This window comes from Lentzea terrae, from assembly GCF_003265345.1.
GTDB lineage: Bacteria > Actinomycetota > Actinomycetes > Mycobacteriales > Pseudonocardiaceae > Lentzea > Lentzea terrae.
In genome coordinates, this window is the sequence record NZ_QFWW01000015.1 from 1 (window position 1) to 25435 (window position 25435).

Annotated in this window: 18 protein-coding genes; 11 read left to right on the plus strand and 7 right to left on the minus strand. The window is 68.5% G+C overall.

The features are described from left to right. Positions 1-92 precede the first annotated feature (92 nt). Positions 93-434 (plus strand): EthD family reductase, encoded by a 342-nt coding sequence (locus DI276_RS20560; protein ID WP_112265832.1) that lies wholly within the window; start codon positions 93-95, stop codon positions 432-434. On the opposite strand, the gene DI276_RS20565 is transcribed toward DI276_RS20560, so the two are convergent. The 3 genes from DI276_RS20565 to DI276_RS53015 form a co-directional block, all read right to left on the minus strand. Next, a complete protein-coding gene (locus tag DI276_RS20565; protein ID WP_112265834.1) occupies positions 382-2781 on the minus strand; it encodes a helix-turn-helix transcriptional regulator in 2400 nt (799 codons plus the stop codon). The genes DI276_RS20560 and DI276_RS20565 overlap by 53 nt on opposite strands. Before the next feature lie 105 nt (positions 2782-2886). Further along, positions 2887-3393 carry a GtrA family protein gene (locus tag DI276_RS20570; RefSeq protein WP_408610566.1) on the minus strand — a complete coding sequence of 169 codons (507 nt, stop codon included), beginning with the start codon at positions 3391-3393 and terminating at the stop codon, positions 2887-2889. 132 nt (positions 3394-3525) lie between these two features. After that, positions 3526-4434, minus strand: coding sequence for an AraC family transcriptional regulator (locus tag DI276_RS53015; RefSeq protein ID WP_112265836.1), 909 nt, complete (start codon positions 4432-4434; stop codon positions 3526-3528). A 70-nt stretch (positions 4435-4504) separates the two neighbouring features. Here DI276_RS53015 and DI276_RS20580 point away from each other — a divergent pair, with 70 nt between their 5' ends. Further along, a complete protein-coding gene (locus tag DI276_RS20580) occupies positions 4505-5155 on the plus strand; it encodes a class I SAM-dependent methyltransferase (RefSeq protein ID WP_112265838.1) in 651 nt (216 codons plus the stop codon). A 123-nt stretch (positions 5156-5278) separates the two neighbouring features. After that, positions 5279-7255 (plus strand): WD40 repeat domain-containing serine/threonine protein kinase, encoded by a 1977-nt coding sequence (locus tag DI276_RS20585; RefSeq protein ID WP_157984845.1) that lies wholly within the window; start codon positions 5279-5281, stop codon positions 7253-7255. Between the two features lie 213 nt (positions 7256-7468). On the opposite strand, the gene DI276_RS20590 is transcribed toward DI276_RS20585, so the two are convergent. Together DI276_RS20590 and DI276_RS20595 are read right to left on the minus strand one after the other, a co-directional pair. Next, complete coding sequence (locus DI276_RS20590) at positions 7469-11764, minus strand: OmpL47-type beta-barrel domain-containing protein (RefSeq protein ID WP_157984846.1); 4296 nt, start codon at positions 11762-11764, stop codon at positions 7469-7471. Positions 11765-11948: 184 nt separating this feature from the next. Further along, the gene (locus DI276_RS20595) at positions 11949-12416 is read right to left on the minus strand and encodes a hypothetical protein (RefSeq protein ID WP_112265848.1); all 468 of its coding nucleotides are present in this window, start codon (positions 12414-12416) and stop codon (positions 11949-11951) included. A 223-nt stretch (positions 12417-12639) separates the two neighbouring features. Here DI276_RS20595 and DI276_RS20600 point away from each other — a divergent pair, with 223 nt between their 5' ends. The 3 genes from DI276_RS20600 to DI276_RS20610 are packed head-to-tail and all read left to right on the plus strand — an operon-like array spanning position 12640 to position 17058. Continuing rightward, a complete protein-coding gene (locus DI276_RS20600) occupies positions 12640-14097 on the plus strand; it encodes a purine-cytosine permease family protein (RefSeq protein WP_112265850.1) in 1458 nt (485 codons plus the stop codon). Between the two features lie 18 nt (positions 14098-14115). Beyond that, a complete protein-coding gene (locus DI276_RS20605; protein ID WP_112265852.1) occupies positions 14116-15813 on the plus strand; it encodes a cation:proton antiporter in 1698 nt (565 codons plus the stop codon). Between the two features lie 51 nt (positions 15814-15864). After that, the gene (locus tag DI276_RS20610; RefSeq protein WP_112265855.1) at positions 15865-17058 is read left to right on the plus strand and encodes an SGNH/GDSL hydrolase family protein; all 1194 of its coding nucleotides are present in this window, start codon (positions 15865-15867) and stop codon (positions 17056-17058) included. On the opposite strand, the gene DI276_RS20615 is transcribed toward DI276_RS20610, so the two are convergent. Further along, positions 17045-17818 carry a GntR family transcriptional regulator gene (locus DI276_RS20615; protein ID WP_112265857.1) on the minus strand — a complete coding sequence of 258 codons (774 nt, stop codon included), beginning with the start codon at positions 17816-17818 and terminating at the stop codon, positions 17045-17047. The two genes, DI276_RS20610 and DI276_RS20615, sit on opposite strands and share 14 nt — an antisense overlap. 168 nt (positions 17819-17986) lie before the next feature. Here DI276_RS20615 and DI276_RS20620 point away from each other — a divergent pair, with 168 nt between their 5' ends. Genes DI276_RS20620 through DI276_RS20640 form a run of 5 tightly spaced genes read left to right on the plus strand, consistent with a single transcriptional unit; the run spans position 17987 to position 23715 of the window. Then, positions 17987-19222, plus strand: a complete 1236-nt coding sequence (locus DI276_RS20620) for an extracellular solute-binding protein (protein ID WP_232836795.1) — start codon at positions 17987-17989, stop codon at positions 19220-19222. Then, on the plus strand, positions 19219-20163 hold the full coding sequence (locus DI276_RS20625; RefSeq protein ID WP_198680786.1) for a carbohydrate ABC transporter permease: 945 nt from the start codon (positions 19219-19221) through the stop codon (positions 20161-20163). The genes DI276_RS20620 and DI276_RS20625 overlap by 4 nt, the downstream gene beginning before the upstream one ends. Further along, positions 20160-20978, plus strand: a complete 819-nt coding sequence (locus tag DI276_RS20630) for a carbohydrate ABC transporter permease (protein ID WP_112265859.1) — start codon at positions 20160-20162, stop codon at positions 20976-20978. Before DI276_RS20625 ends, DI276_RS20630 begins: the two co-directional genes overlap by 4 nt. Then, positions 20975-22372, plus strand: coding sequence for a beta-N-acetylhexosaminidase (locus DI276_RS20635; RefSeq protein WP_112265861.1), 1398 nt, complete (start codon positions 20975-20977; stop codon positions 22370-22372). The genes DI276_RS20630 and DI276_RS20635 overlap by 4 nt, the downstream gene beginning before the upstream one ends. Next, on the plus strand, positions 22357-23715 hold the full coding sequence (locus DI276_RS20640; RefSeq protein ID WP_112265863.1) for a cellulose binding domain-containing protein: 1359 nt from the start codon (positions 22357-22359) through the stop codon (positions 23713-23715). The genes DI276_RS20635 and DI276_RS20640 overlap by 16 nt, the downstream gene beginning before the upstream one ends. A gap of 10 nt (positions 23716-23725) precedes the next feature. Here the strand turns inward: DI276_RS20640 and DI276_RS20645 are convergent. Next, positions 23726-25435: xanthine dehydrogenase family protein molybdopterin-binding subunit (locus DI276_RS20645; protein ID WP_232836796.1), on the minus strand; the 1710-nt coding region annotated here is incomplete at its 5' end.

The window sequence follows — 25435 nt, forward strand, 5'->3', positions numbered from 1 at the left end:
CCACCCAACGGCAAGAAGCCATCAGCCACACCCCGCCGTCCCGGGCATCCAGAACACCCCGTCCTGGACATCAACAATCTTATGGAGCAGCCATGTACGTCCTCACCTGCCTGTACCACCACCCGGAAGACCCGCAGGCCTTCGACGACCACTTCTTCGCGGTGCACGCGCCACTGGCCCGCAAGGTCGTCGAGCTCGGCCTGCGCAGCGCCACCGCGACCAAGCTCGACCCGAACCCGGACGGCTCGCCGCCGCCGTTCTACGTCAAGGTCGACATCGTCGCGGACTCGGCGGAAGCGTTGCAGGCGGCCATGAGCACGCCGGAGGGCCAGGCCGCGCAGGCCGACATGGCGAACTTCGCCGGCGGCGGGTTCGTGCTGTTCACCGGCGAGGTGGTGGACGAAATCCTGCCGGAATTTCCGCGCGGTACCTGATGTCCAGCTTCCGGTAGACGCGCGTGAGGTGTTGCTCGACGGTGCTCGTCGTGACGAACAGCTTGCGCGCGATCTCCCGGTTGGTGTGCCCGTCGGCGGCGAGCGCGGCCACGCGGCGCTCGGCCCCGGTCAGCCCGGCGACCTGGGAACCAGAAGCCGGCACGTCGTCGGGGAGCAGGCGCTCGCACAACGGCTCGGCGCCGCACTCCCGGGCCACGTGCCACGCGCGCCGGGCGGTCATCCGCGCCCGCGTGAGGTGACGAACAGAGCCGCTCAGGTCGGCCAGCGTCTGCGCGAGCTCGAACCTGGCGCCGCGTTCCTCCAGGATCTCGGCGGACTCCGTCAGCAGCCGCGCGCGAGTTCCCGGCTTGCTCACGCACGCCAGCTGCCGCAACGCGGACCCTCGCGTGCGCGATCGCCTGGAGGTGAGCGTCAGTTGCTCCACCAGCAACCGGCGGGCGCGCTCCGGCGATCCCTGCTTCAGCAACGCCTCCGCGGCGCACACCCGCCACGGCACCACACCGGGATGGTCCTGGCCCCAGGAGCACAACAGCTCACCGCACGACACGAAGTCGGCCACCGCGGCGTCGTGCTGCCCGGTGGCGAGGTGGTACTCGCCGCGAGCGCGCAGGTAGTGCGGCCCCGACCTGCTGCGCAACGCCAACTCCGGGACCGGCTGCGTGACGTACCCACGTGCCTCGGCGTACCGGCCGGTCCTGGTGCAGGCGAGGATCAAGCAGCTCAACGGTGCTGCGACGGCCGTGCCCCAGGCGGCTGGCGACAGCAGCCCGTACGCACTGGCCGCCAGCCGCCGAGCGGCACGCAGATCTCCTTGGCGCAACGAGACTTCAGCCCGCAGACTGGTGAACACAGCCTGCCACGTCACGTGTTCGGCGGCTTGTTCGAGCAGCCGGTCGCACCACAGCGCTGCGGTCTCCAAACGGTCGGCGTAGATGAGCGTGAGCAACGCGAAGACCGTTGCCCACGGCAGATCACCGGTGAGCGGCAGGCCGCGCAGCACCCCCTCCGCGCGGATTGGAGCGGAGTCGTCGCCGCGGACGAGCAGATCGGTGAGAGGCGAGCCTGCCTGCCGCCACCGAGCCAGCGACGGGTACGCGGAAGCCAGCCACAGCTCGGCGTCCGGGTTGTGCCGCACCAGTTCCAGCGACTGGTCGACACGCCCGTGCCACAGCAGTTGGCTGATCATCGACGGCACCGCTGCGGGATCGAGTGACGTCAGGTGCCGGCGAGCTGCCAACGGGTCGTGGCGGAACTCCAGCTGGGCGAGCTCAGCGGTGATCGCGGCCCGCTCCGCCGAGTGCACCGAGGAGATCCGGGCGAGTTCGAGACAGCGCACCGCGAAGGTGGTGCGGTGACCGGCCCGCGCAGCCGCTGTGCGCAGGACCGGAGTCCACTCGTGCGCGGGCGGTGGTCCCGCCAGAAGGTGGCACGCCACGATCTCGGGGGCCTCGCCCTGCTCGTGCAGCATTCGCGCGGCTCGAGCGTGCAGGATCGGCGGGGTGCCGGACCACACCGCTTCCCGCGCGCCGACCTGGCGGAACCGGCACTCGTCGAGAAGTCCGGCTGCGGCAAGCACTCCAGTGCCGTGTTTGATCGCGCCTGGAGCCAAGCCGGTCAGCCTGCTGATGGCGGCAGGGGTGGCGAACTCACCGAGCACCGCGATGGCCTGAGCGGTCTGCCGGACGGCCGGCCCGCCGTGGTGCAGGCAGCGCGCCACGGCGGAGCGCAGGTCGTCGTCGAGCAAAGCCCGGACCAGCAACGGGTTGCCGCGGCTCAGCGCGTGGATTCGAGCCGCCTCGCGGTCACCGGCCAGTGCGGCGACGCCTTCCAACGTCAACGGTTCGAGGATCAACTGCGTGCAGTGCGGCAGGCGCAGGAGCTCGAACCGGAACGTGGACTGCAGCTGACCAGTGGACTCGGTGAACACGAACATCAACCGCGCCGACCGCATCCGGCGGACCAGCGACAGCAGGCCGTGCAACGACGGCTGGTCGGCCAGGTGCACGTCGTCGACAGCGATCACCATTGGCGTGCGTTCGGTGAGATCCCGCAGTCTGAAGCAGAGCGCCGAGCGGGAGGAAACGCCCGCGTCGGCCAGGAGCTGGCTCAGCACTCCGAACCGCAGCCCGCGCTCGGCCCACGACCCCGCCGCGCTGACGAAAGCCGCTCCGGCCAGCGCCGCACGGTCCGCGAAAGCCTCCAGCAACGCCGTTTTGCCGCTGCCGAGCGCACCGCTGACGAGTGCGATCCGGCCTCTGCCCGTCGTCGCGTCTGTGCGCATTTGGTCAAGCCTGGTCAACTGGAATTCTCGATCAACCAGCTCCATCGCTGGTCCTCCTGGCGCCGCGTGACTCCGCGGAACTACGCGTTTGACAGCGAATGACTCCGTCCAAAGCTAAAGTGACGAAACTCGCCTGTCACTGCGCGCAGTTCATTTGGTGCCAACTGTGCGGTAATCGCGGAAGATGACCCAGCGCATCACGCTGTACATGAACGCGGCCTCGCAGGCGCCGGCGACGAGGCGGGACAACAGGTACTGCACGCCGATCGCGGTGAGCGCGCTGCCGAGCCCCAGGATGAACGCCAGGTAGTTGACCAGGATCGCCACCGCGTACATGCCCGCCTGCGGGCCGACCGGCGCGTGTGAGCGGAAGTTCAGGGCGCGGTTGAGCACGAAGCTCAGGCCGAACGCGATGACGTAGGCGATCGTGAACGAGATCGGCACCGGCAGCCCCAGGCCGCTGCGGAACAACATGAGCAGCAGCAGATCGATGCCGAACGTGCAGCCGTTGATCAGCGCGAAGCCCAGGAAGCTCGGCGCGACCACGCGGGACAGGCCGAACGGCAGCCACCTCACGACAACTTCCATCAGCGCGTGGAACCGCTGTCCGAAGTCCTTTTTGTTGTCAGCCAAGGTGGAGTGCTCACCGCCGGTCATGACACGACAGTGCCACGACGGCGAAGGCGGAAGCCGACGAAACGGCCACCGCTCGCCGGGCTGTCCGCAGGTGTTCAGCGTGCGTGCGGGTGGTGTTCGAACGATCTTCACCGGAACGGCCGACCGGTAGGATCAGCCGTTCACCCTCCGCCACCGCGTCGGACTCATCCCGTGCAGCTTGCCGAACGTCCTGGCGAAGTACCCGGCATCCGGGAACCCGACCTGCCGCCCGATGTCGCTCACCGGCAGCTCCGTCACGGCCAGCAGCCGCCGTGCCTGGACCATCCGCCGCTCGGTGATCCACTCCTGCACCGTCCGGCCGGTCCGCCTGCGCACGGTCGACGTCAGGTGGCCGGGGGAGATGCTCACCGCGGCCGCGACCTCCCGCAGCGACAACGGTTCCGGGAACCGCCGCTCGATCACGTCGAACACCTCGGCGAGCAGCGGTTCGGCGTTCTCTCGCAGGTCGCCGACGACGTCCGCGGCCAGCCGGGACACTCCGACCAGCAGCAGCACCAGATGCGCGGACACGGCCTCGCGGTAACCCTCGCGCTTGTGCGCCAGTTCGTCCTGCAACGCCCCGATGCGCGCGGTCCACTCATCTCTTTGTTCGGCAGGCACCTTGAGTCGCAGAGCGCCGATCGCGCCGCCGCGAACGAACGGGAACAGCAACGGGTGGGTGCGCCACGCCAGGTGTGCGCCAGGAGTCTCCGGGCCGAGCGCGTCGGCGGTGAAGAACACGCTCGAACCCTGCGCGCCGACGAGGTCGTCGCTGTCGGCCTGGCCCATCACGTCACCCGGTGCGATCACGAACAGGTCGCCCGCCTCGACGTGGCGGACCTGCTTCCCGGTGCGGACGATGCCGCCGTCGGCCCAGAAGTAGGCGATCCCGGGGAAGTCGTGCGAGTGCGCCTCGTGGACACCGTTGACGTCGGCGTCGTGGCCGAGGGGCACGACGGCCACGGACAGCTCACCGGGCACCGGCTGCCACTTGTAGGTGGCCGGTTGGTCCGCGCTCAGGGGCGTTCGTCGGGTCCGCACCGTCAAATCGTCCCATTCAAACCACGGATTGGCACAGGAACCTTGGTGAGAGCCGGTTCAGAATGGGTTCATGAGCGAAATATCATCCCAGGAGCGTGACTACCTGCCCGGTCTGGGCCGGCACTTCCTGATGCCGCTGTACGACGTGGTGCACCGGGTGTTCGGGCTGGCCCGCGTGCACGACGAGATGATCACACTGGCCGGGTTGCGCGACGGCCTGCGCGTGCTGGACGTCGGCTGTGGCACCGGGAACCTGTTGCGCGCGACCGGAAAGCGGCACCGCAACGTCGAGCTCACCGGCGTCGACCCCGACCTGAAGATGCTCGCCAGGGCCGAGCGCAAGATGCGGCGGGCCGGGCTCGCGGCACGGCTCGACCGCGGGTACGCCCAGGAGCTGAAGTTCCCGGACGACTCGTTCGACGTGGTGTTCTCCAGCCTGATGCTGCACCACCTCGACACGCCGTCGAAGGACGAGATGCTCGCCGAGGTCCGCCGGGTGCTGCGGCCGGACGGCGTGCTGGTGCTCGCCGACGCGACGCTGCACGACCACGACCACCACGGCCGCCGCAAGTCCGGATCGATGAAGGAACATCTGCGGGACAACTACGGCGACGCGGTGGCGAAGCGGATCGCCGCGGCCGGGTTCACCCTGGAACCGACGCGGATGCGCACACTGCGGATCGGGGGAGAGATCGGCATCGAGGTCGCCAAGGTCCACTAGGGACCAGTCCATTCTCGACCGATTGAACCCGCACAATGTTGCTTGGGCGCCAACAGTTCCGGTACTTCGCGAACTTGAGGGATCCGCGCGAACGGGAGCGTTTTCTCATCTACGCTGCGCGCCGTGACAGATGCGACGGGAAGTCTGGTTGCGCAGCGCTACCGGCTTGTTCAGGTGATCGGCACCGGTGGCATGGGCCGGGTGTGGCTCGGCCGGGACGAGGTCATCGGCCGTGAGGTGGCCATCAAGGAGCTGCTGCTGCCGGCCGGTCTCGACGAGCAGCAGCGGACGGTGCTGTGCCAGCGCGCCATGCGGGAGGCGCAGCTGGCCGGTCACCTGAACCACCCCGGCATCGTCACCGTGCACGACGTCGTCGAGTACAACGGCACGCCGATGATCGTGATGGAGTTCGTGCGGGGCGGCTCGCTGTCCGACGCGATCAAGGCCCGCGGCGCGCTGCCCGTCGACCAGGTCGCCCACGTCGCCAACGCGATGCTGGGCGCGTTGCGGGCGGCGCACCAGGCCGGGATCGTGCACCGCGATCTCAAGCCCGCCAACGTGTTGTTGTCCGGCGACCGGGTCGTGATCACCGACTTCGGCATCGCCCGGCTCACCGGCGACGTCCCGCTGACCACCGACGGCTCTATCGTCGGCACGCCCGCTTACATGGCGCCGGAGCAGGGCACCGGCGCACCGATCACCCCGGCGACCGACATGTGGTCGCTCGGCGCCACCCTGTACGCGGCCGTCGAGGGCCGGCCTCCGTTCCAGGGCCAGGACTTCATGACGACGCTGTCGATGCTGCTCACCCAGGAGCCGCCGCCTCCGGTGCGCGCCGGGCAGCTCGCGCCGTTGCTGGGCGGGTTGCTGCGCAAGAACCCGGCCGAGCGCGCTTCGGTGGACCAGGCCCTGGCGCTGCTGGCCGGTGCGCCTGTGGTGCTGCCCATGGCCGTGAAGTCCGGGCCGAACAGACGCACGGTGCTGCTGGCGGGAGTGGGTGCGGTCGCGCTGCTCGGCGGTGGCACCGCGTGGTGGTTGAGCCAGAAGAGCAACAACGGCGACGGGGCGGAGCTGCCGACCAACGGCGATCAGAAGCTCTCCGGCAAGGAGGGCGGATCTGAGCAGTCGACGACTGCGTCCGCGGCGAAACCGGGACAACCGGTCGACATCACCGAACACATCCAGCTGTCCGACCACAAGGACACCGTCACGTCGATCGCGTGGAGCCCGGACGGCAAGATCCTCGCCAGCGCCGACGACAACATCGACGACGACGAAGGCCGCATCGTCCGGCTGTGGGACACCGAGACCGGCAAGCTGATCGGCACCGTCAAGAACCCGGCGGGACCGGGCGGCGGTTCGGCGTGCGCGGTCGCGATCAGCCCCGACGGCAAGATCCTCGCCGCCGGCGGCAACCGCACCGGCGACAGCACGACGTACCTGTGGAACCTCGCCGACCGCACCCAGATCGGCGCGCTGGACGACGCCAGGTCGATCATGAAGGTGCTGCGGTTCCACCCGGACGGCAAGACCGTCGTCGGCCTGACCCACACCGGCGGCCTCAAGGTGTGGGACGTGGCCACCCGCAAGGTCAAGATCGGCCTGACCGACGCGCGCGGCGGCGACGACCTCAGGTTCAGCCCGGACGGCAAGCTGCTGGCTTACGGCGGCACCAAGTCCAACGAGATCAAGCTCGTCGACCCCGCCAGCGGCCGGACGGTCAAGACCATCAACGACTCGACCGCCACCGGTGTGGCGTTCTCCCCGGACGGCAAGACCCTCGCGGTCCCCGACGACGACGGCTCGAACAGCCTGCAGCTCTGGGACGTCGCCACCGCCACCAGCAAGGCGGTGTTCGACCGGACCGAGGGCGACGACATCATCACCAAGGCGCTCTACCACCCGGACGGCAAGACGATCGCGACCTGGGGCCACGGCAACGCTGTGCAGTTGTGGGACGTGGCGTCGAGGTCCGTCCGCGCCACGGTCATCGGTGCCGGGGCGCGGATCGAGGACGTGGCGTTCGATCCCGAGGGGGAGCGGATCGCCTGCGCCGGTGCGGACAAGTCCATCCGCATCTGGAAGCTCAACGAGCGCTAGTGGCGGGTCACGCAACGTTGGCGAGGTAATTCACGCTCAGCAGGACGCCTCGCGGCACCGCCCCCACTCCCACAGCCAACCAGGATGAGGAAGCGGGGGCGGCACCACGATGCGCCCGTCTGACCGCAAATTCCCCCGGCAACGTTGCGAGCCACGCCACTAGCCGGTGCCGGGGTTTTCCCGCCGGCACCGGCCGCCATCATTGCAGTCCGGTCACTTCAGCCCGACCGTGACGTAGTGGACCTGGCCGTCGTCGAGCCGTGCACCGATCCGATAGGTGTACCCGGCGGCCAGACCCTTGGTCTGCCAGTTGTAGATGTACTGCTGTGCCGCGGCGTCCCAGCGGAACGCGCCGTCGGTCGTCGCCGCGTCGGTGGCGACCGTCTCGTTGACCGAGGAGGTCAGGAGACCACCGCGGACGGGCACGATCCACTGCGGCAGGTTCGGCGACGCCACCAGCCGGCCGGCGCCGTCGCGCAGCTGGAACTTCACCGGCACCGTGCTGCCCGCCTTGAACACGCTCGTCGGCCCACCGGCGGCGTTGATCGGCTGGAGGAAGCCGCTGAAGTCGTACAGCTGGACCTGGTACCTGCCGGACCTCGTGGTGGTGTTGCCGGCCTTGTCCTTCGCGGTCGCGGTGAACCCGTACGCGCCTGGATCGGCCAGTGCCGTCACCACGACGACGCAACTGTCCACACCGGACACGGCGTCCGCGGCGGTGCACGCGGGAGCCGGTGCGGCGAAGCGGTAGATCGCGCCGTCGGCCACGCTGACCGACTCGATGACCGGCGCCTCGGTGTCGACGTTGATCCCGCCGACGGTCGCGCTCTGGCTGTTGCCCGCGCGGTCGGTGACCGTGCCGGTGACCGACTGGCCCGCACCGTTCGCGCTCACCACGACGTCGTCGGGGCAGGCGGTCGCCGGGATGCCGGATCCGTTGTCGGCACAGGTGAAGCGCACCTTCACCGGTGCGGTGAACCACGGCTTCGCGCCGCCGACGATCTCGGCGCTGATCGTGGGCTTGGTCTTGTCCAGCTTGATCGTCACCGAGTCGGTGCCGACGTTGCCGGCCACGTCCTTCGCCGAGCCGGTGACGACCTGGCCGTTGGTGTCGGCGTTGATCACGACGTCGGGGGTGACGGATCCGGCGTCCAGGCCGGAACCGGCGTCGTCGTCCTTGGCGGTGAAGTGCACGGTCACGTCGCTGTTGTTCCAGTCGTCGGCGTTGGGTGCCGGCGAGGTGGTGTGGGTGACCGCCGGGGCGATGTTGTCCCACTTCAGCGACACCGAGTTCGCGGGTTCGGCGTTGCCCGCCTTGTCCACGGCCCAGTACGTGACGGTGCCCGCGCCGCTGCCGTCGAGCGGAACCGCGACGGTCTTGCTCGCACCCGCGGCGACCTGCTCGGCACCGCCGTCGATCCGGTAGTGGAGCTCCTGCACGCCGGACAGCGCGTCCGTCGCGGTCAGCACCACGTTCGCCGTCGAGCCGGTGCACCAGCCGTTGGTCCTGGAGCACTGGTTGTCGCTGCTGGTGCTCGGCGCGGTGCCGTCGATGTTGATGCCGCCGACGGTCTTGCCGCTGGTGGTGTTGCCCGCGATGTCGGTCGCGGCGGCGCTCGTGACGGACTGGCCGGCTCCGTCGGTCTTCAGCACGACGCTGGCGGGGCAGGTCGCCACACCGGAGCCGTCGGTGCCGTCGGCGAGCTTCGGGTCGGCGCAGGCGAAGTCGACGACGACCTCGTCGCGGTACCAGCCGGCGGCGTTCGGCGAGGTGATCGGGCCGCCGCTGACGACGGGACCGGCGCGGTCGATCATCACCCCCGTCGCGCTCGTCGGCGCGCTCTCGTTGCCCGCCTTGTCCTTCACCGTCACGGCGCCGGACGACAGCGCCCGGCCCTCTCCGGTGACGACGCTGTCGGCCGGCTGCGTCGAGGTGTCCACACCGGACAGTCCGTCGATCGCGGTCCAGTGCACGGTGACGTCCGAGTTGTGCCAGCCGGTCGTCGAGGACCCGGTGAGCACGGGTGCGGTCCGGTCGATGTTGATGTCACCGACCGTCGTGGACGTGCTCTTGCCGACGCCGTCGACGGCGGTGCCGCTGACGCTCTGGCCCGCGCCCTCCGCCGTGACCACGGCGGGCTCGCCGCAGCTCGCCACCCCGGACTGGCTGTCGGTGCAGGCGAAGGAGACGATCACGTCGGTGTTGTTCCAGCCGTGGCCGTTGGCGGGCGTGCGGCTGCCGGTGATCGCCGGAGCGGCGTTGTCGATCCACAGCGCCAGGCCGTTGCCGTCGGAGCTCTCCTGGTTGCCGGCCTGGTCGGTGCTCCAGAACGTGATCACGTGCTGGCCGGCCGCGGTGAAGCCGAACGGACCCGTGTACTGCTGTGCCTCACCGCCGTCGACGCGGTACTGCGTCCCACCGACGCCGGCGAGGGCGTCCGCGGCGGACAGCGTGACCTCGACACCGTCGGCGTACCAGCCGCTGGCGAACGGCTGCGCGACGCTCGCGGTGGTGTTCGGGGCCGCGCGGTCGATCCGGATGCCGGACACGGTCGTCGTCGTGGCGTTGCCCGCCTTGTCGGTGCATGTGGCGGACACGGACAGGTTCGCGCCCTCACCGGTGACAACGCTCGGTGCCGGCGTCCCGGTCGCGCCGGAGCCGCCGTCGGTGCACGCCCAGGTGACCGTGACGTCCTCGCGGCTCCAGCCGGTCGTGCTCGGCGTTCCGGTGAGCGCGGGCGCCGTCTTGTCGACGTTGACGCCGGTGACGGTAGCGGTGGCGCTGTTGCCCGCAGCGTCGGTCGCGGTGCCGGTAGCTGTCTGGTTCGCGCCTTCGCCGAGCGTCTGCGCCGCCGTGCAGCTGTCCACACCGGACAGTGCGTCGGCGCATTCGTAGGACACCGTGACGTCCTGGTTGTACCAGCCGTCCTGCGCATTGCCGCTGATCGACGCCGTGATCACCGGCTTGGTGGTGTCGACGCTGACCGTGGCCGGGTCGGAAACGGTGTTGCCCGCGTTGTCAGTCACGGTCCCGGTGACGGCCTGGTTCGCGCCTTCAGTGCTGACCGTCTGGTTCGGACCGCAGCTCGCCACACCGGAACCACCGCTGTCCCCACAGGTGAAGGTGACGGTGACGGCGCCGTTGTTCCAACCGTTCGCGTTCGCCGCAGGAGTCTGGGCGTGGGTGATCGTCGGCGGGGTCTTGTCGATGTTTACGGTGACCGTCTTCGCAGACTCCGTGTTGCCGGCGTTGTCCGTGCTCCAGTACTCGACGGCGTAGGTGCCCTGGGCGTTCAGCGTCAGCGAGCCACCTGTCTGGGGCGCCCCGCCGTTGACCTTGAAGTGGGTCTCGCGCACACCGGACAGCGCGTCGCTTGCGGAGAAGGCGACCGTGACGTCCGTGTTGTTCCACGCCGTCTGCGGCGCGGTCGCGCTCGTGACCGGCGCCGTCTTGTCGATGTCGATGTCCGTCACGCTCGCGATGCCTTTGTTGCCCGCGAAGTCCGTACCCCAGTTGGTGGCGGCCTGGTCCGCGCCTTCACCGTTGAGGAACGTCGCGGTCATGCAATTGGACACCTGGGACAGTGTGTCGACACAGTCGAAGGACGCGATGACCTTCTGGTTGGTCCAGGTGCCTGGAACGTACGGGGTACCGTCGGCCAGCTTTGTGCTCGAGGTGAGGGTCGGCGCCGTCTTGTCGATGTTGATGCCGCCGACGATCGTGCTCTGCGTGTTGTCCGCGTTGTCCACGGCCGTTCCGGTGACCGACTGGTTCACGCCTTCGCCGGTGACCGTCGTGGCGCCGGTACAGCTTTTGATCTGCGACAACGCATCGGAACAGGTGAAGCTGGCGGTGACATCGGTGTTGTTCCAGCCGTGGCTGTTCGCGGCGGGCGCACGGGTGCCGCTGATCGACGGCTGCACGGTGTCCCGCTTGACGACCACGGACGACTCGGGCCCGGCGTTGCCGAGCGCGTCGGTCGCACGACCGGTGACGATCTGACCGCCGGTGTCACCGGAGATCGTGGTGGGGGCGGTCGTCGTGCCGCCGCCGATGCCGGTGCCGTCGTTGGCGACCCACGACACGGTGACGTTGCCGTTGTTCCACCCGGCGGCGTTCGCGGCGGGGCTGAGCGACGCGGTGACGGCGGGACCGGTGTTGTCCAGGACGTACGAGGCGGTCGTGGTGGCGGTCTTCGTGTTGCAGTTGTTCGCGTTGGGGTTGGGGTTGAAGCCCTCGCCGGTGATCACCGTCCTGGACTGCAAGCCGTCCGCGCCGTTGGGGGTCGTGAGCGGAAAGGTCCAGGTGGTGGCGCCGCTGGTGGAAGTCTGCCTGGGCAGGCCGGCGACTTCGACGCACTTCGCGGTGTTCGCGGTGTGCACGACCAGGCTGATCTGCTTGCCCGACCGGGCGTGGAACACCCCGTTCGACGTGACGCCGTCACCACTGAACGTGACCGCGGGATCGCTGAACGAGGTGGCGAGCGCGGCAGGCGCGCCGAGCACCATCACTGAACCGACGACTACTGCTATGAGTCCCCGACAAGCCGTCTGTGCCATGCTCTCACCGATCCGTATGAGGCTGCAGATACGGTCCTGGTGTCGGAGCATGAACACGCGCTGTTACGACAAATGGCCCAATCGGGGGAATTAGGGTCTTTGGTCCCAGGCCGGCGAGGACCTCCGCATCGGGCTAGAGCTCCTCCAGTTCGGTGACGTCGATGCCGTTGCGGTCCAGGGTGTCGGCGAACGCCTCGATGACGTTGTCGAGGATCCACTCGCACCTGGCCAGCAACGCGGCACCCTCCGGCGTCCGGAACGCGGGGATGGTCGCGGTGAGGCGGGCGGACATCGGCCACTCGTTGTCGTACTGCCAGAGCTCTCCGCTCGGGGTCAGCAGGATGCCGGCGTCCTTGAGCATGCCGGGATGCCCCGCGCTCGGAGTCCTGGTGGTCAGCACGAGCCAGCCGGACGCGATGCGCACCTTCTGGTCGCCCACGCGGTCGTAGAGCGTCTGCTCGGCCGGGATCTGGTGGCGGGTCAGCAGGGTGGCCACCTGCTGCGCCCAGGCCGAGATGGTCGCCGACCGTTCGGCCCATGCCGCCGCGGCCGCTTCGTCGGCACGCCTGCGTTCCTTCATGAAGGCCACGAGATCATCCATGGCTGCTGACCGTACGTCACCTGTCCGTCACAGAAGTGGTGATCAGCGGAAACTTAGCGTACCTAACGTCACGGCTCATGACCGTTGACGACGAGGTGCGCGCCCCGGCGCTCGGAGCGTCCAAAGAGACGCTGGAGGACTACACGCTACGGTTCGCCCCGCGCACCTACCGGCGCTGGACGCCCTCGGTGGTCGGGCGTCGGCGCTGGGCGGGATCGCCTACATGGCGGACTTCTCGATCGGCGCCGGGATCGGGCTGACGCACGGCACCGGCAACGCGCTGCTGGCCATCGGGTTCGCGGCGGTCGTCATTTTCGTGACCGGGTTTCCGCTGGCCTACTACGCGGCCCGGTACAACATCGACCTCGACCTGATCACCCGCGGGTCCGGGTTCGGCTACTACGGGTCGGTGCTCACGAGCGTCGTCTTCGCGAGCTTCACGTTCATCTTCTTCGCGCTCGAAGGCTCGATCATGGCGCAGGGCCTGCGGTACGCGCTCGGACTGCCGTTGTGGCTGGGATATCTGGCCTCGACGTTGGTGATCATCCCGTTGGTGATCTACGGGATGAAGGTGCTGGCCAAACTGCAGAGCTGGACGAACCCGTTGTGGTTGCTGCTGATGGTCGCGCCGTTGCTGTTCCTGGTGGTGAAAGAGCCGGAGTCGGTGCGCAAGTGGCTCGAGTACGGCGACAACGGGATCAGCCTGGCGGCGGTGATGCTGGGCGCCGGGGTGTGCCTGTCGCTGATGGCGCAGATCGGCGAGCAGATCGACTACCTGCGGTTCATGCCACCGCGGACGGCCGAGAACCGGCGCGCGTGGTGGACCGCGACGATTCTCGCCGGGCCCGGCTGGGTGGTGTTCGGGGCGGTGAAGCAGGCGATCGGCGTGTTCATGGCGGTCTACGTGCTCGACGCGGTGGGCGCGGTGGCGGCCGTGGAGCCGATCGAGCAGTTCACCGGGGTGTTCAAGCAGTTCATGCCGCCGTGGCTGGTGGTGCCGCTCGCGCTGGTGCTGGTCGTGCTGAGCCAGGTGAAGATCAACGTCACCAACGCCTACTCCGGGTCGCTGGCCTGGACGAACTCGTTCACCCGCGTCACCAAGCGGTATCCGGGGCGGCTGGTGTTCGTGCTGGTGAACCTCGCGATCGCGTTGGTGCTGATGGAAGCCGACATGTTCAGCTTCCTGAACAAGCTGCTGAGCTTCTACTTCAACTGCGCGATGGCGTGGGTCGTGACGGTGGCGACCGACATCGCGATCAACAAGTACGTGCTGAAGCTGTCGCCGAAGCAGCCGGAGTTCCGGCGCGGCATGCTCTACGCCGTGAACCCCGTTGGTGTCGGGTCGTTCCTCGCGTCGTCCATCCTGTCCATTTCCGTCTACTTCGGACTGTTCGGTGCCGCGATCCAGCCTTACTCGCCGTTGGTCGCGGTGGGTATTCCGATCGTGGTGACGCCGTTGCTTGCTGTGGTGACAAAAGGCCGCTTCTACTTGCGGCGCACCGATGACGGCATCACCGAGCCGATGCTGGACGAGGACGGCAACCCGAGCGGAACGCGTTACGACTGCGTGGTGTGCGGGGAGTCGTACGAGCGGCCGGACATGACGGCGAGCGCCGTTGGCGGGACGATCTGCTCGTTGTGCCTGAGCACCGACCGGGAGGGTCTGCACGTGCTGCGCTGATCGGGCAAGATCCGCCCCATGCAGGAACTGGCGTTGCTCGCCGTCGCGGCCGTGCTGATCATCGTGGCGGTGTCGTACTTCGCTCCCAAGCTCGGCGTCGCGGCGCCCGTGCTGTTGGTGCTCGTCGGCATGGCGTGCAGTCAGCTGCCCGGTGCGCCGCACGTGTTCGTGGAGCCGGAGTGGATCCTGACGGTCGTGCTGCCGCCGATCCTGTACTCGGCGGCGGTGAACGTGCCGGTCGTCGACTTCCGGCGGAACTTCGCGACCATCGGGTCGCTGTCGGTGCTGCTGGTGGCCGTGTCGGCGTTCGGGACGGGGCTGTTGCTCTGGTGGTTGCTGCCGGAGATCGGGTTCGCCGCGGCTCTCGCTTTGGGTGCGGTGATCAGCCCGCCGGACGCGGTCGCCGCCACCTCGATCGGCAAGAAGCTCGGCCTGCCACCACGGCTCGTGACGATTCTCGAAGGCGAGGGCCTGGTCAACGACGCCACCGCGCTCGTGCTGCTGCGCACGGCGGTCGTCGCCATCACGGCCAGCGTGACGTTCGGCCGGGCACTCGGCGACTTCGCGTTCGCCGTGGTCGTGGGCGTGGTGATCGGGGCGGTGGTCGGCATCGTCTCGGTGTGGGTGCGCTCGCGGATCCAGGGCCAGCCGGTGCTGACCACCGCGATCTCCTACGTGGTGCCGTTCCTCGCGTTCATCCCGGCCGAGGAGGTGCACGCGTCCGGCGTACTCGCCGTCGTCGTCGCCGGCCTGATCACCGGACACCTGAGCGCGCGGAAGTTCGCCGCGCACGACCGCATCTCCGAACGCACGAACTGGCGCACCATCCAGCTGCTGCTGGAGAACGGCGTCTTCCTGCTGATGGGCTTCGAGCTCACATCCGTCGTCAACGACGTGGCGGGGGACGGGCTCGTGCGGACGCTCATGATCGGGTTGCTGGTGACGCTCGCGCTGATCCTGCTGCGCGGTGCCTTCGTGATCCCGCTGATCGCGTTGCTGCGCCATCAGCAGCGCCGTGCTGACGCGTTCGCTGACAAGTTCGAGTCCTTTCTGGACCGCTTCACGGCGCGCGGCCCTCGCCCCGGCGACGAGAAGCGGTACGACCGGGGCGTCCGCGCGCTGCAGCGCCGACAGGCCGACGTCGTCTTCTACGCGAGCGAAGGGCTCAGCTGGCGCGGCGGTGCCGTGCTCGCGTGGTCGGGGATGCGCGGGGTCGTCACGCTGGCCGCCGCCCAGACGCTGCCCACGGATCTGCCGCACCGCCCGGAGCTGATCCTGATCGCTTTCACGGTCGCGATCGTCACCCTGGTGGTGCAGGGTGGTTCGCTGCCGTTGGTGATCCGGTGGCTCGGCATCCGCGGCAACGACTCGGAACACGAGCGCCGGGAGTACGCGCGGCTGGCGGGTGAGCTGATGACGGCGACGCACAACTTCCTGGGCAATCCGGAGCTGCGCCGGGAGAACGGGCAGGAGTTCGACGCGGAGCTGCTCGCACGGACTCGGGAGCGCACGCTCGCGATGAGCGAGGGCGTCGAGAAGATGTTCGTCGAACAGGACCCGGACAGCGTGCTGCACCAACGCCGCGAGCTGCAGCGGATGATGATGGAGGCGCAGCAGAACGCCTTGCTGGAGGCGCGTGCGGGTGGCACCTACGCCTCGCACACTCTGGAGCGCGCCCAGACCTTCGTCGACAGTCAGTCGACCCGGCTGTTCTAGATCCGCTAGCGTGAGCCTTCGCCGCCGCCACGGCCTCTTCGAGGTGGTGGCATGTCTGCGAAAGTCGGCCTGGCGAGCCTGGTGCTCGCATTGGTGGTCGGTGGTTCTTCCGCTGAGCCTTCGGTGCACGGCCCGGAGTGGATCGGCACGTGGCAGGCGGCTCCAGCCAGTGCCCAAGCCGGCACCGAAACCGGCCATCCGAACAAGACGATCCGCAACGTCGTCCACACTTCGATCGGTGGCAAGGCGGCGCGGGTGCGGCTGTCCAACGCCTTCGGCACCGCACCGGTGTTGATGGGGCACGTGACCGTGGCGCTGTCGACCGGGAGTGCCGCCGTCGTTCCCGGTTCTGTGCGGGAGGTGACGTTTGGCGCTGTGCCTTCCGTGACGATCCCACCGGGTGCGGAGGTGCTGAGCGACGCCGTTTCCCTCACTGTGCCACCGGATGCGGACCTGGCGGTGACCGTTTACACGCCTGCGGAGTCGGGGCCGGCCACCTACCATCCGCAGGCCTACCGGGAGAACTACTTCGCTGTCGGTGATCACGCCGCTGATGAGACCGGTACACCGTTTTCCGCTGCTACCACGTCGTTCCACTACGTCAGCGGGGTCGAGGTGCAGGGGTCGCGTGCGCGCGGTGCGGTCGTGGCGTTCGGCGACTCGATCACCGACGGGGCCTGGTCGACCCGCGGTGCCAACCTGCGCTGGCCGGACCAGCTGTTCGACCGGTTGGCGAAGCGTCCGGAGCCGGTGCGGTTCGGCGTGCTGAACGCGGGCATCAGCGCCAACCGGTTGGCCAGCCAGGGCACCAGCGCGACCGCCGGTCCGAACGCGCTCGCCCGGCTCGACCGCGATGCGTTGACGCGGGCAGGGGTGCGCACGATCGTCCTGATGGAGGGCATCAACGACATCCAGAACACGGTGTCGGCCGGTCAGCTGATCATGGGGCTGCAGCAGGTGGTTTCTCGTGGTCACGCTGCTGGGGTTCGGGTTGTTGTGGGGACGATCGGGCCGTGGAAGGGGTGGCGGACCTACTTGCCTGAGCGGGAGGAGATCCGGGTGGCCGTCAACTCGTACATCCGGAGTGCGGGGATCTTCGACGCTGTCGTGGACTTCGACGAGGCGCTGCGGGATCCCGGTGATCCGGGGCAGTTGCGGCCGGCGTTCGACTCGGGCGATCACCTGCACCCCAACGACGCGGGCTATCGGGCGATGGCGGAGGCGGTCGACCTCAAGACGTTGTGAACGGGTGGTCGCCGCCCACGCGGGTCTGCAGGTCGACCGTGTTGCGCGGCGAGTCGCCCAGCGTCAGCCGGGAGACGATCCGGTACCGGTCACCCCGGTAGATCGAGTGCACGTACTCGACCTGCCGCCCCTCCGAATCCGTGGTCAGCCGCTCGAACAACAACGCAGGCGCCAGCACGGGCACCGACAGCAGAGCGGCTTCGGACTCGTTGGTCACGGTGGGCTCGATCGACTGCACGGCTTCAAGTACGTGCACCCCGTGCTCGCGCAGCCGTTCGTAGAAGTCGCCGGACTCCATGTCGTGCAACGTCAACGAAGGAGCGACAAAAGCCGGCACGTGCAGGTACTCCAACGCCATCGGCTCGCCGTCGACCAGGCGGAGGCGGACGATGTAGTGGATCTCGGCGGCGGGGGAGAGGCGCAGGCGGCGGCCCACGCGGGCGCCGGCCGGGATGCGGGCGTGTTCGAGGACGCGTGACTCCCATGTGCCAGACGCGCGAGGGAGGGACATCGAGGTGTCGCCGGAGACCATTTCCTGGGTGATCTTGGCGCGGGCCACGAAGGTGCCTCTGCCGTGCTGCCGGACCAGCAGGCCCGTGTTGACCAGTTCCTCCACGGCCGAGCGCACGGTGGGGCGGGACACCGAGAGTTGCTGGCACAGCACGCGTTCGGCGGGGATCGGCGCGCCCGCCGGGTGGGTCTCGATGAGTTCGAGCAGGTAGTCGCGGACCCGCTCGCGCTTCAGGATCGCTTCGGCCATGCCCCTCCGCTTCGTCGGCGGCCAGTATGGCATACCACTGGTAAGCAACCGGGCAAGAGCGCTCTCACGCGTTCCAGCTGGGTATTGACGCGGGAAGTGGTCTATGCCACTTTCTACCTCACTCCGGCAGACCTGACCAATTGGTCACATCACGGTGAGAGGTGAGTCGTGTCGCGCTCCGCCGCTCTGCTCGTCCTGGCACTTGCGTTGACCGCCTGCGGGACCACGGCAGGAGGAGGTGAGAAGCAGGAGATCACCGTGTGGCTCATGAAGGACACGGCCACGGACGACTTCGTGACCAGGTTCGAGACCGAGTTCGAACGTGACCACGGGAACCTCGACCTGAAGATCCAGATCCAGGAGTGGAACGGCATCACGCAGAAGGTGACCAGTGCGCTGGCCAGCACCGATCCGCCCGACGTGATCGAGGTCGGCAACACCCAGGTCGCCCAGTACGTGGCCAGCAAGGGCGTCGCGGACCTCACGAGCAAGACCGCTGAGCTCAAAGGCGAGGACTGGATCCCCGGACTCGCGGAACCCGGTGCGGTGGACGGGAAGCAGTTCGGCATTCCGTTCTACGCGGCCACCCGGGTCGTGATCTACCGCAAGGACCTGTTCGAGGCAGCTAACGTGACGCCGCCGAAGACCCGCGAGGAGTGGCTCGCTGCCACGCGCAAGCTCGACCAGGGTGACCAGCAGGGCATCTACCTGCCCGGACAGAACTGGTACACGCTCTCGGGGTTCGTCTGGGACGAGGGCGGCGACCTCGCGCAACAGGACAACGGCAGCTGGAAGGGCTCGCTGAACACGCCAGAAGCGTTGGCGGGCATGGACTTCTACAAACAGCTGCAGGCGCTGGGCGATGGACCGAAGGACTCCGACGAGGCCAAGCCGCAGCAGACCGACGTGGTGGCCGGAGGCAAGGTCGCGCAGTTCGTCGCGGTGCCCGGTGCGGCGAAGCTCGTGGTCAAGGCCAACCCGGAGCTCAAGGACAAGATCGGGTTCTTCCCGATTCCCGGCAGGACAGCGGAGCAACCCGGTGCCGTCTTCACCGGCGGGTCGGACCTGATCATCCCGCTCGCCAGCCGACGTCAAGAAGGAGCCTACGAGGTCGTGAAGGCGCTCGCTGGTGAGAAGTGGCAGGTCGAGCTGGCGAAGGCGATGAACTACGTGCCGAACCGCAAGACGCTGGCCACCCAAGTGACCGGCGACCCCGGCACCGAGGCGATGGCGAAGGGCGCGGTCAACGGGCGCGCCACCCCGAACTCGCCGAACTGGGCGGCGGTCGAGGCGCGCAACCCGATCAAGGAGTTCCAGACCGCCGTGCTGACCGGCGCCGATCCCAAGGCTGCTGCGGCGAAGGCCGACGAAGTGATCACCCAAGCGCTCAACTCCGGAAAATGACGCTCCTCGCGGACCGGCCGGTGCGGACACCTGCGCCGGCCGCACCGAGGTGCCGCAAGCGCCCGATCCTGCCGTACCTGCTGATCGCGCCGACCGTCCTGGCGACCGCCTACCTGCTGCTGTACCCGTTGATCCGCAACGTGATCATCTCGCTGCAGGAGTTCGGACTGCCGCAGCTGGTGCGGGGAGACGCCGAGTTCGTCGGACTGGCCAACTACGCCGAGGTGCTCGCCGACGCCGAGTTCTGGGGTGTGGTCCGCAGGACGCTGTGGTTCACCGCGCTCAACGTCGTGCTGATCATGGTTCTGTCCACTTTGGTCTCGTTGTTGCTGATCCGCCTCGGCAAGTGGCTCAGGTTGCTCGTCATGGGTGGCCTGGTGCTCACCTGGGCCACGCCGATCATCGCCGCGACGACGGTGTTCCAGTGGCTCTTCCAGTCCCGGCTCGGCGTCGTGAACTGGGCGCTCACCGCGCTCGGCTTCGAGCAGTACCGCGACTACACGTGGTTCGCGGACGGCGAGGCCACGTTCGGAATCCTGGTGACGCTGATCGTCTGGCAGTCGATCCCGTTCGCCGCGCTGTCGCTGTACGCAGCGATGATCACCGTGCCGCAGGAGCTGTACGAGGCCGCGCGGATCGACGGCGCCGGCGCGTGGCGGGTGTTCTCCACCATCACGTTTCCCATGTTGAAGGCCATGTTCGGCCTGATCACGTGCCTTGAGGTGATCTGGGTGGTCAAGGCGTTCGTGCAGATCTGGGTGATCAGCCAAGGAGGTCCGGGGCAGGCCACCACAACGCTGCCGGTGTACGCGTTCCAGGTCGCGCAGTCGTTGCAGCGCTACGACCTGGGCGCGGCCGTCTCGATGCTCATGGTCGTGCTGCTCGTGCTCGCGCTGACCGCGTACTTCCGCCAGCTCTACCGGCAGGAGCGAGAGGTATGAGCCGAGTCGCACGCACTGTTGCCGCTCTCGTCGTCTTCGTCATCTCCGTGTTCCCCGTGTACTGGATGGTGCTCACGGCGTTCAAGCCGACGCGCGACATCCAAAGCGCCACACCGACGTTCCTGCCGATGAACATCACCTTCGAGCACTTCGGCACGGCCATCGCCGCGAAGGGCTTCTTCTCCTTCTGGCGCAACAGCCTGCTGGTCGCGGGCGGGGCGGTGCTGCTGGCGCTCGGAGTGGCGCTGCTGGCGGCGTTCGCGGTGGCACGGCTGCAGTGGAAGGGGCGCAGGGCGTTTGTGCTGATGGTGTTCATCGCGCAGATGACGCCGTGGGAGGCGCTGCTCATCCCTATCTACGTGATCGCCAGGGACACCGGCATGCTCGACACCCTCTGGATGCTGACGCTGGTCTACTTCATGATCACGCTGCCGTTCACCATCGTAACGCTGCGCGGGTTTCTCGCCGCCATCCCGGTCGACCTGGAGGAGGCGGCGCAGGTCGACGGCTGCTCGCGTGGACAGGCGTTCCGAAAAGTCGTGTTTCCACTGCTGGCGCCCGGTCTGCTCGCGACGTCGCTGTTCGGGTTCATCACCGCCTGGAACGAGTTCGCCTTCGCCAACGTGCTGATCATCAAGAACCAGGACGACCGCACGCTGCCGGTCTGGCTGTCGTCGTTCAACAACACCTTCGGCACCGACTGGGGCGCCACGATGGCCGCCTCGACGCTGTTCATGCTGCCGGTGCTGCTGATCTTCCTGGTGTTGCAGGGCAGGGTCACGACGGGGATCGTCGGAGGGGCGGTGAAGGGATGATCGTTCCGCTCCCGACCAGGATGGTCCGCCGCGGCAAGGGTTTCACCTTCGACTGCGGCACGACGGTTCGCGTCACGTCCGGCGCGGAGCAGGCGGCCAGACTGCTGCGCGCCCTCCTCCGGCCTGCCACCGGACTTCCGTTGCCGATCGCCGACCACGGCCAGATCGTCATCGCGCTGGACGCCAAGCTCGTCGGACTCGGCGCGGAAGGGTACGCGCTGACCGTCAACGAACACGGCGTCCTGCTGCGCGCCGGAACCCCGGCCGGCCTCGCCCACGGCGTGCAGACGATTCGCCAACTCCTGCCGGTCCGGGTCCTCGGCGAGAAAAGAGTGTCCGATGTGGACTGGGCGCTGCCCGGTGTCGACATCCGGGACGTGCCCAGGTTGCCGTGGCGCGGGTTCATGCTCGACGTGGCGAGGCACTTCCAGCCGGTCCACGTGGTGCGCAGGTTCATCGACCTGATGGCGTTGCACAAGCTCAACGTCCTGCACCTGCACCTCACCGACGACCAGGGCTGGCGCATGCCGATCCCGAGCCACCCGCTGCTGACCTCCGTCGGCGGCTGGCGCTCGGAGACCAACGGCGACGGCGTACCGCACGGCGGCGCCTACACCCGCGCCGAGCTGGAAAGCCTGGTGAAGCACGCGGCCGAACGCGGCATCCGGATCATGCCGGAGATCGAGACGCCCGGCCACGCCCGCGCCGCGCTGGCCGCCTACCCGGACCTCGGCAGCACACCGCGACGGCAACCGGTCTGGACCCGCTGGGGCATCAGCGACTCCGCGTTCGGCCTGCACGCGCTGGGCTTCGTCCGCGAAGTGCTGGCCGAGGTGCTGGAGGTGTTCCCCGGCGAGCACGTCCACCTCGGCGGCGACGAGTGCCTCCTGCCCGAGGACGTCCACGCCAGGTTCCTGAAGCAGGCCGCCGAGTACGTGCTCGACCGCGGTCGCATCCCGGTCGCGTGGGAACCGGTGCCACGCGCGGTCGTCATGCCGTGGAAGGACGTCAGTCAAGCGACCAAAGCGCTGGAACAGGGCCAGCCCGTCGTCATGACCCCGCACACGTCCACGTACCTCGACTACCCGCAGTCGGACGACCCGCGCGAACCACCCGGCCAGCCCGGCTTCGTCGTCACGTCGAGGGACGTCTACCACGTGCCGTTGCCCGACGGCGTGCTCGGCGCCCAGTGCCAGCTGTGGACCGAACACGTCCGAACGCGAGAACACCTGGAGTACCTCGCATTCCCGCGTCTCGCCGCGCTGGCCGACACGCTCTGGTCCCAGCGCCCGGAGTGGGAGGGCTTCCTCACCAGGATGCGCCGCCACTCCTCAAGGCTCGCCGAACTGTCCATCCCTGCCGAAGTGAGGAGAGAACCTTGCGAGCACTCATAGCCGTTTCCTGCGCGGCCTTGACCGTCGCCGCACTGGCGGTGGCGCCCACCGCCTTCGCGGCCGACGCGCTCACCGCCCAGTACCGGACCAGCGCGTCCGGTGCGACCACCGACCAGGTCGAACCGTGGTTCAAGCTGGTCAACTCCGGCACGACGACCGTGCCGCTGGCCGAGGTGAAGATCCGCTACTACTTCCGCGGCGAGGCCCCGGACGTCGGCTACCGGTTCGCCTGCTCGTGGGCGGTGCGCGGCTGCGGCAACGTCACCGGCACGTTCGGCAACCTGAGCGGCGACGCCGATCGCTACCTCGAGGTCGGCTTCACGTCCGGCGCGGGAACGCTGGCGGCCGGCCAGGACACCGGCGACCTGCAGCTGCGGTTCTACCGCACGAACTGGGGTCCGATCACGCAGTCCGACGACTACTCGTTCCGCGGCGAGAGCACGTACTCGGCGTGGTCCAAGGTCACCGTTCACCGCGGCGGCGCGTTGCTGTGGGGCACCCCGCCGGGCGGCAGTCCGCCCACGAGCACGACGTCGAACCCGCCGGACCCCAACGGCCCCAAGATGTTCGACGACTTCAGCTACAGCAGCTCCAGCGACTCCCGGATCAGCCAGCGCGGGTGGACGGTGCGGTCAGGCGGTGGCGGCCCCGGTGTACCGGGCGCGGAGTGGGACCCGTCGCGGGTGACGTTCCCGACCGTCGACGGCCAAAAGGTCATGCGCCTCGACTCGTGGAACAACGGTTCCGCTGCCAGGCAGACCGAGCTGTACCACCAGCGGAAGTTCTTCGAGGGCACCTACGCGGCGCGCGTGAAGTTCAGCGACACGCCCGTTTTCGGGCCCGACGGCGACCACGTCGTGCAGACGTTCTTCACCATCACGCCGTTGAACGCGCCGATGGACCCGAACTACGGCGAGATCGACTTCGAGTACCTGCCCAACGGCGGCTGGGGCGAACCGGCCAACATCATGTACGAGACCACCTGGGAGACCTACCAGAACGAGCCGTGGGTCGCCGACAACATCCACAACGAGCAGCGGCAGAGCTACGCGGGCTGGCACGACCTGGTCTTCCAGGTCGCGAACGGCCGGGTGAAGTACTACATCGACGGCGCGCTGGTCGCCGACCACGGCGACAGGTACTACCCGGAGACGCCGATGTCGATCAACTTCAACCTGTGGTTCATCTCGGGAGGGCTGCAGGGCAGCAGCACCGAGCGCGCCTATCAGCAGGAGGTCGACTACGTGTACTTCGCCAAGGACCAGGTGCTCAGCCCGGCCCAGGTGCGCACGGCGGTGCAGAACTACCGCAGCTCCGGCGTCGAGCACGTCGACAACGTTTGACGGTTGGGGTCTAGCCCAGCAGTTTCTCCAGTGTGATCGGCAGATCGCGGACCCGGACACCAGTCGCGTGGTGGACGGCGTTCGCGATCGCGCCGGCCACGCCCACGATGCCGAGCTCGCCGATGCCCTTGGCGCCCAGCCCGCTGATGGCGGTGTCCGGGTGGTCGAGGAACCGAACGTCGATCGGCGGGATGTCGGCGTGCACCGGCACCAGATACGAAGCGAGGTTGGCGTTGGTGAACCGGGCGCTGGCGTCGACCTCGGTGGCCTCCAGCAACGCCTGCCCGATGCCCATCACCACGGCGCCCTGGATCTGGCTGCGGGCCGCCTTCGTGTTGACGATCGTGCCCGCGTCGCACACGGACAGCCAGCGGGTCACGCGCGGTTCGCCCGTCAGCCGGTGCACGCGGACCTCGCAGAAGTGCGCGCCGAACGAGCGGAAGCCGCGTTCGGGGTCGACGAGGCGAGGTGAGGTGCCGACCGCTTCGACGCCACCGACGTCGCACGTGGTGAGCAGCGTGCCGAAGCTCATCGTGAGACCGCCGGACGACACGCTGCCGTCGCGGTACACGACTGACGCCGGGTCCTTGCCGTGGAACGGAGAACGCGGGTTCGTGACGGCGAGCTCGATCAGCGACTTCTGCACGGCCTTCGCGGCGACCTGGACGGCGGGACCGTTGGTGCAGGTGGAGTTCGAGCCACCGGCGTTGGCCGCGGCGGGGGAGGTGGAGTCGCCGAGCTCCGGCCGGACGCGCGTGACCGGGATGCCCAGCTTGTCGGCGGCCAGGATGGCGAACACGGTGTACTGGCCGGTGCCAAGGTCGGCGGCGGTGCCGGAGACGGACGCGGTGCCGTCCGGGTACAGCCGGACCTTGATGGAGGCCTGGCCGCGAGACGCGCCGTAGGTCGCGGTGCCCATGCCGGTGCCGACCAGCCAGTCGCCGTCGACGGTCGCGCGGGGCTGCTTCGGGCGCTTGGACCAGCCGAACTCCGCAGCGCCGAGTCGGTAGCACTCGTCGAGGTGCTTGCTGGACCACGGTTTCCCGGTGTTGGGTACGAACGTCGCGTAGTTGCGCAGCCGCATCTCCACCGGATCGATGCCGAGCTGCTCGGCGAGCTCGTCCATCGCGCTCTCCAACGCGAACGAGCCGTTCGCCTCGCCCGGTGCGCGCATGACGGTGGCAGCGCCCAGGTTGAGCGGCACGACCGTCTTGGTGACGCGGATGTTCGGGCTCGCGTAGGTGGTGAGCGTCCAGTTCGCGACGGACTCGGAGAAGTTGCCGCCGAGCCCTCTGCTGGTCGTGCCGTCGTTGACGATCGACGTGAGCTTGCCGTCGGCCGTGCACGTCATGGTGAGCGTCTGCTTGGTCATCGGCCGGTGTCCGGCCATCGCGAACACCTGCTCGCGCGTCAGGACCGCCTTGACCGGCCGACCCAACACCTTCGACGCCGCGCACGCCAACGGCACCTGCGCCCAGTTGCCCCACTTGCCGCCGAACCCGCCGCCGACGTGCGGGCTGAGCACGTGGATCTTCGCCGGATCCAGGCCCAACGTCTCGGACAGCCTGCGCTGCACCAGAAGCGCGCCCTGCGACACCGTGTAGACGGTCAGGTGGTCGCCGTTCCACGTTGCCACCGTCGCGTGCGGTTCCATGGCGCAGTGGTGCTGGAACGGAGTCGTGTAGGTCGCCGTGAACGTGATGTCGCCCAACGTCTGGGC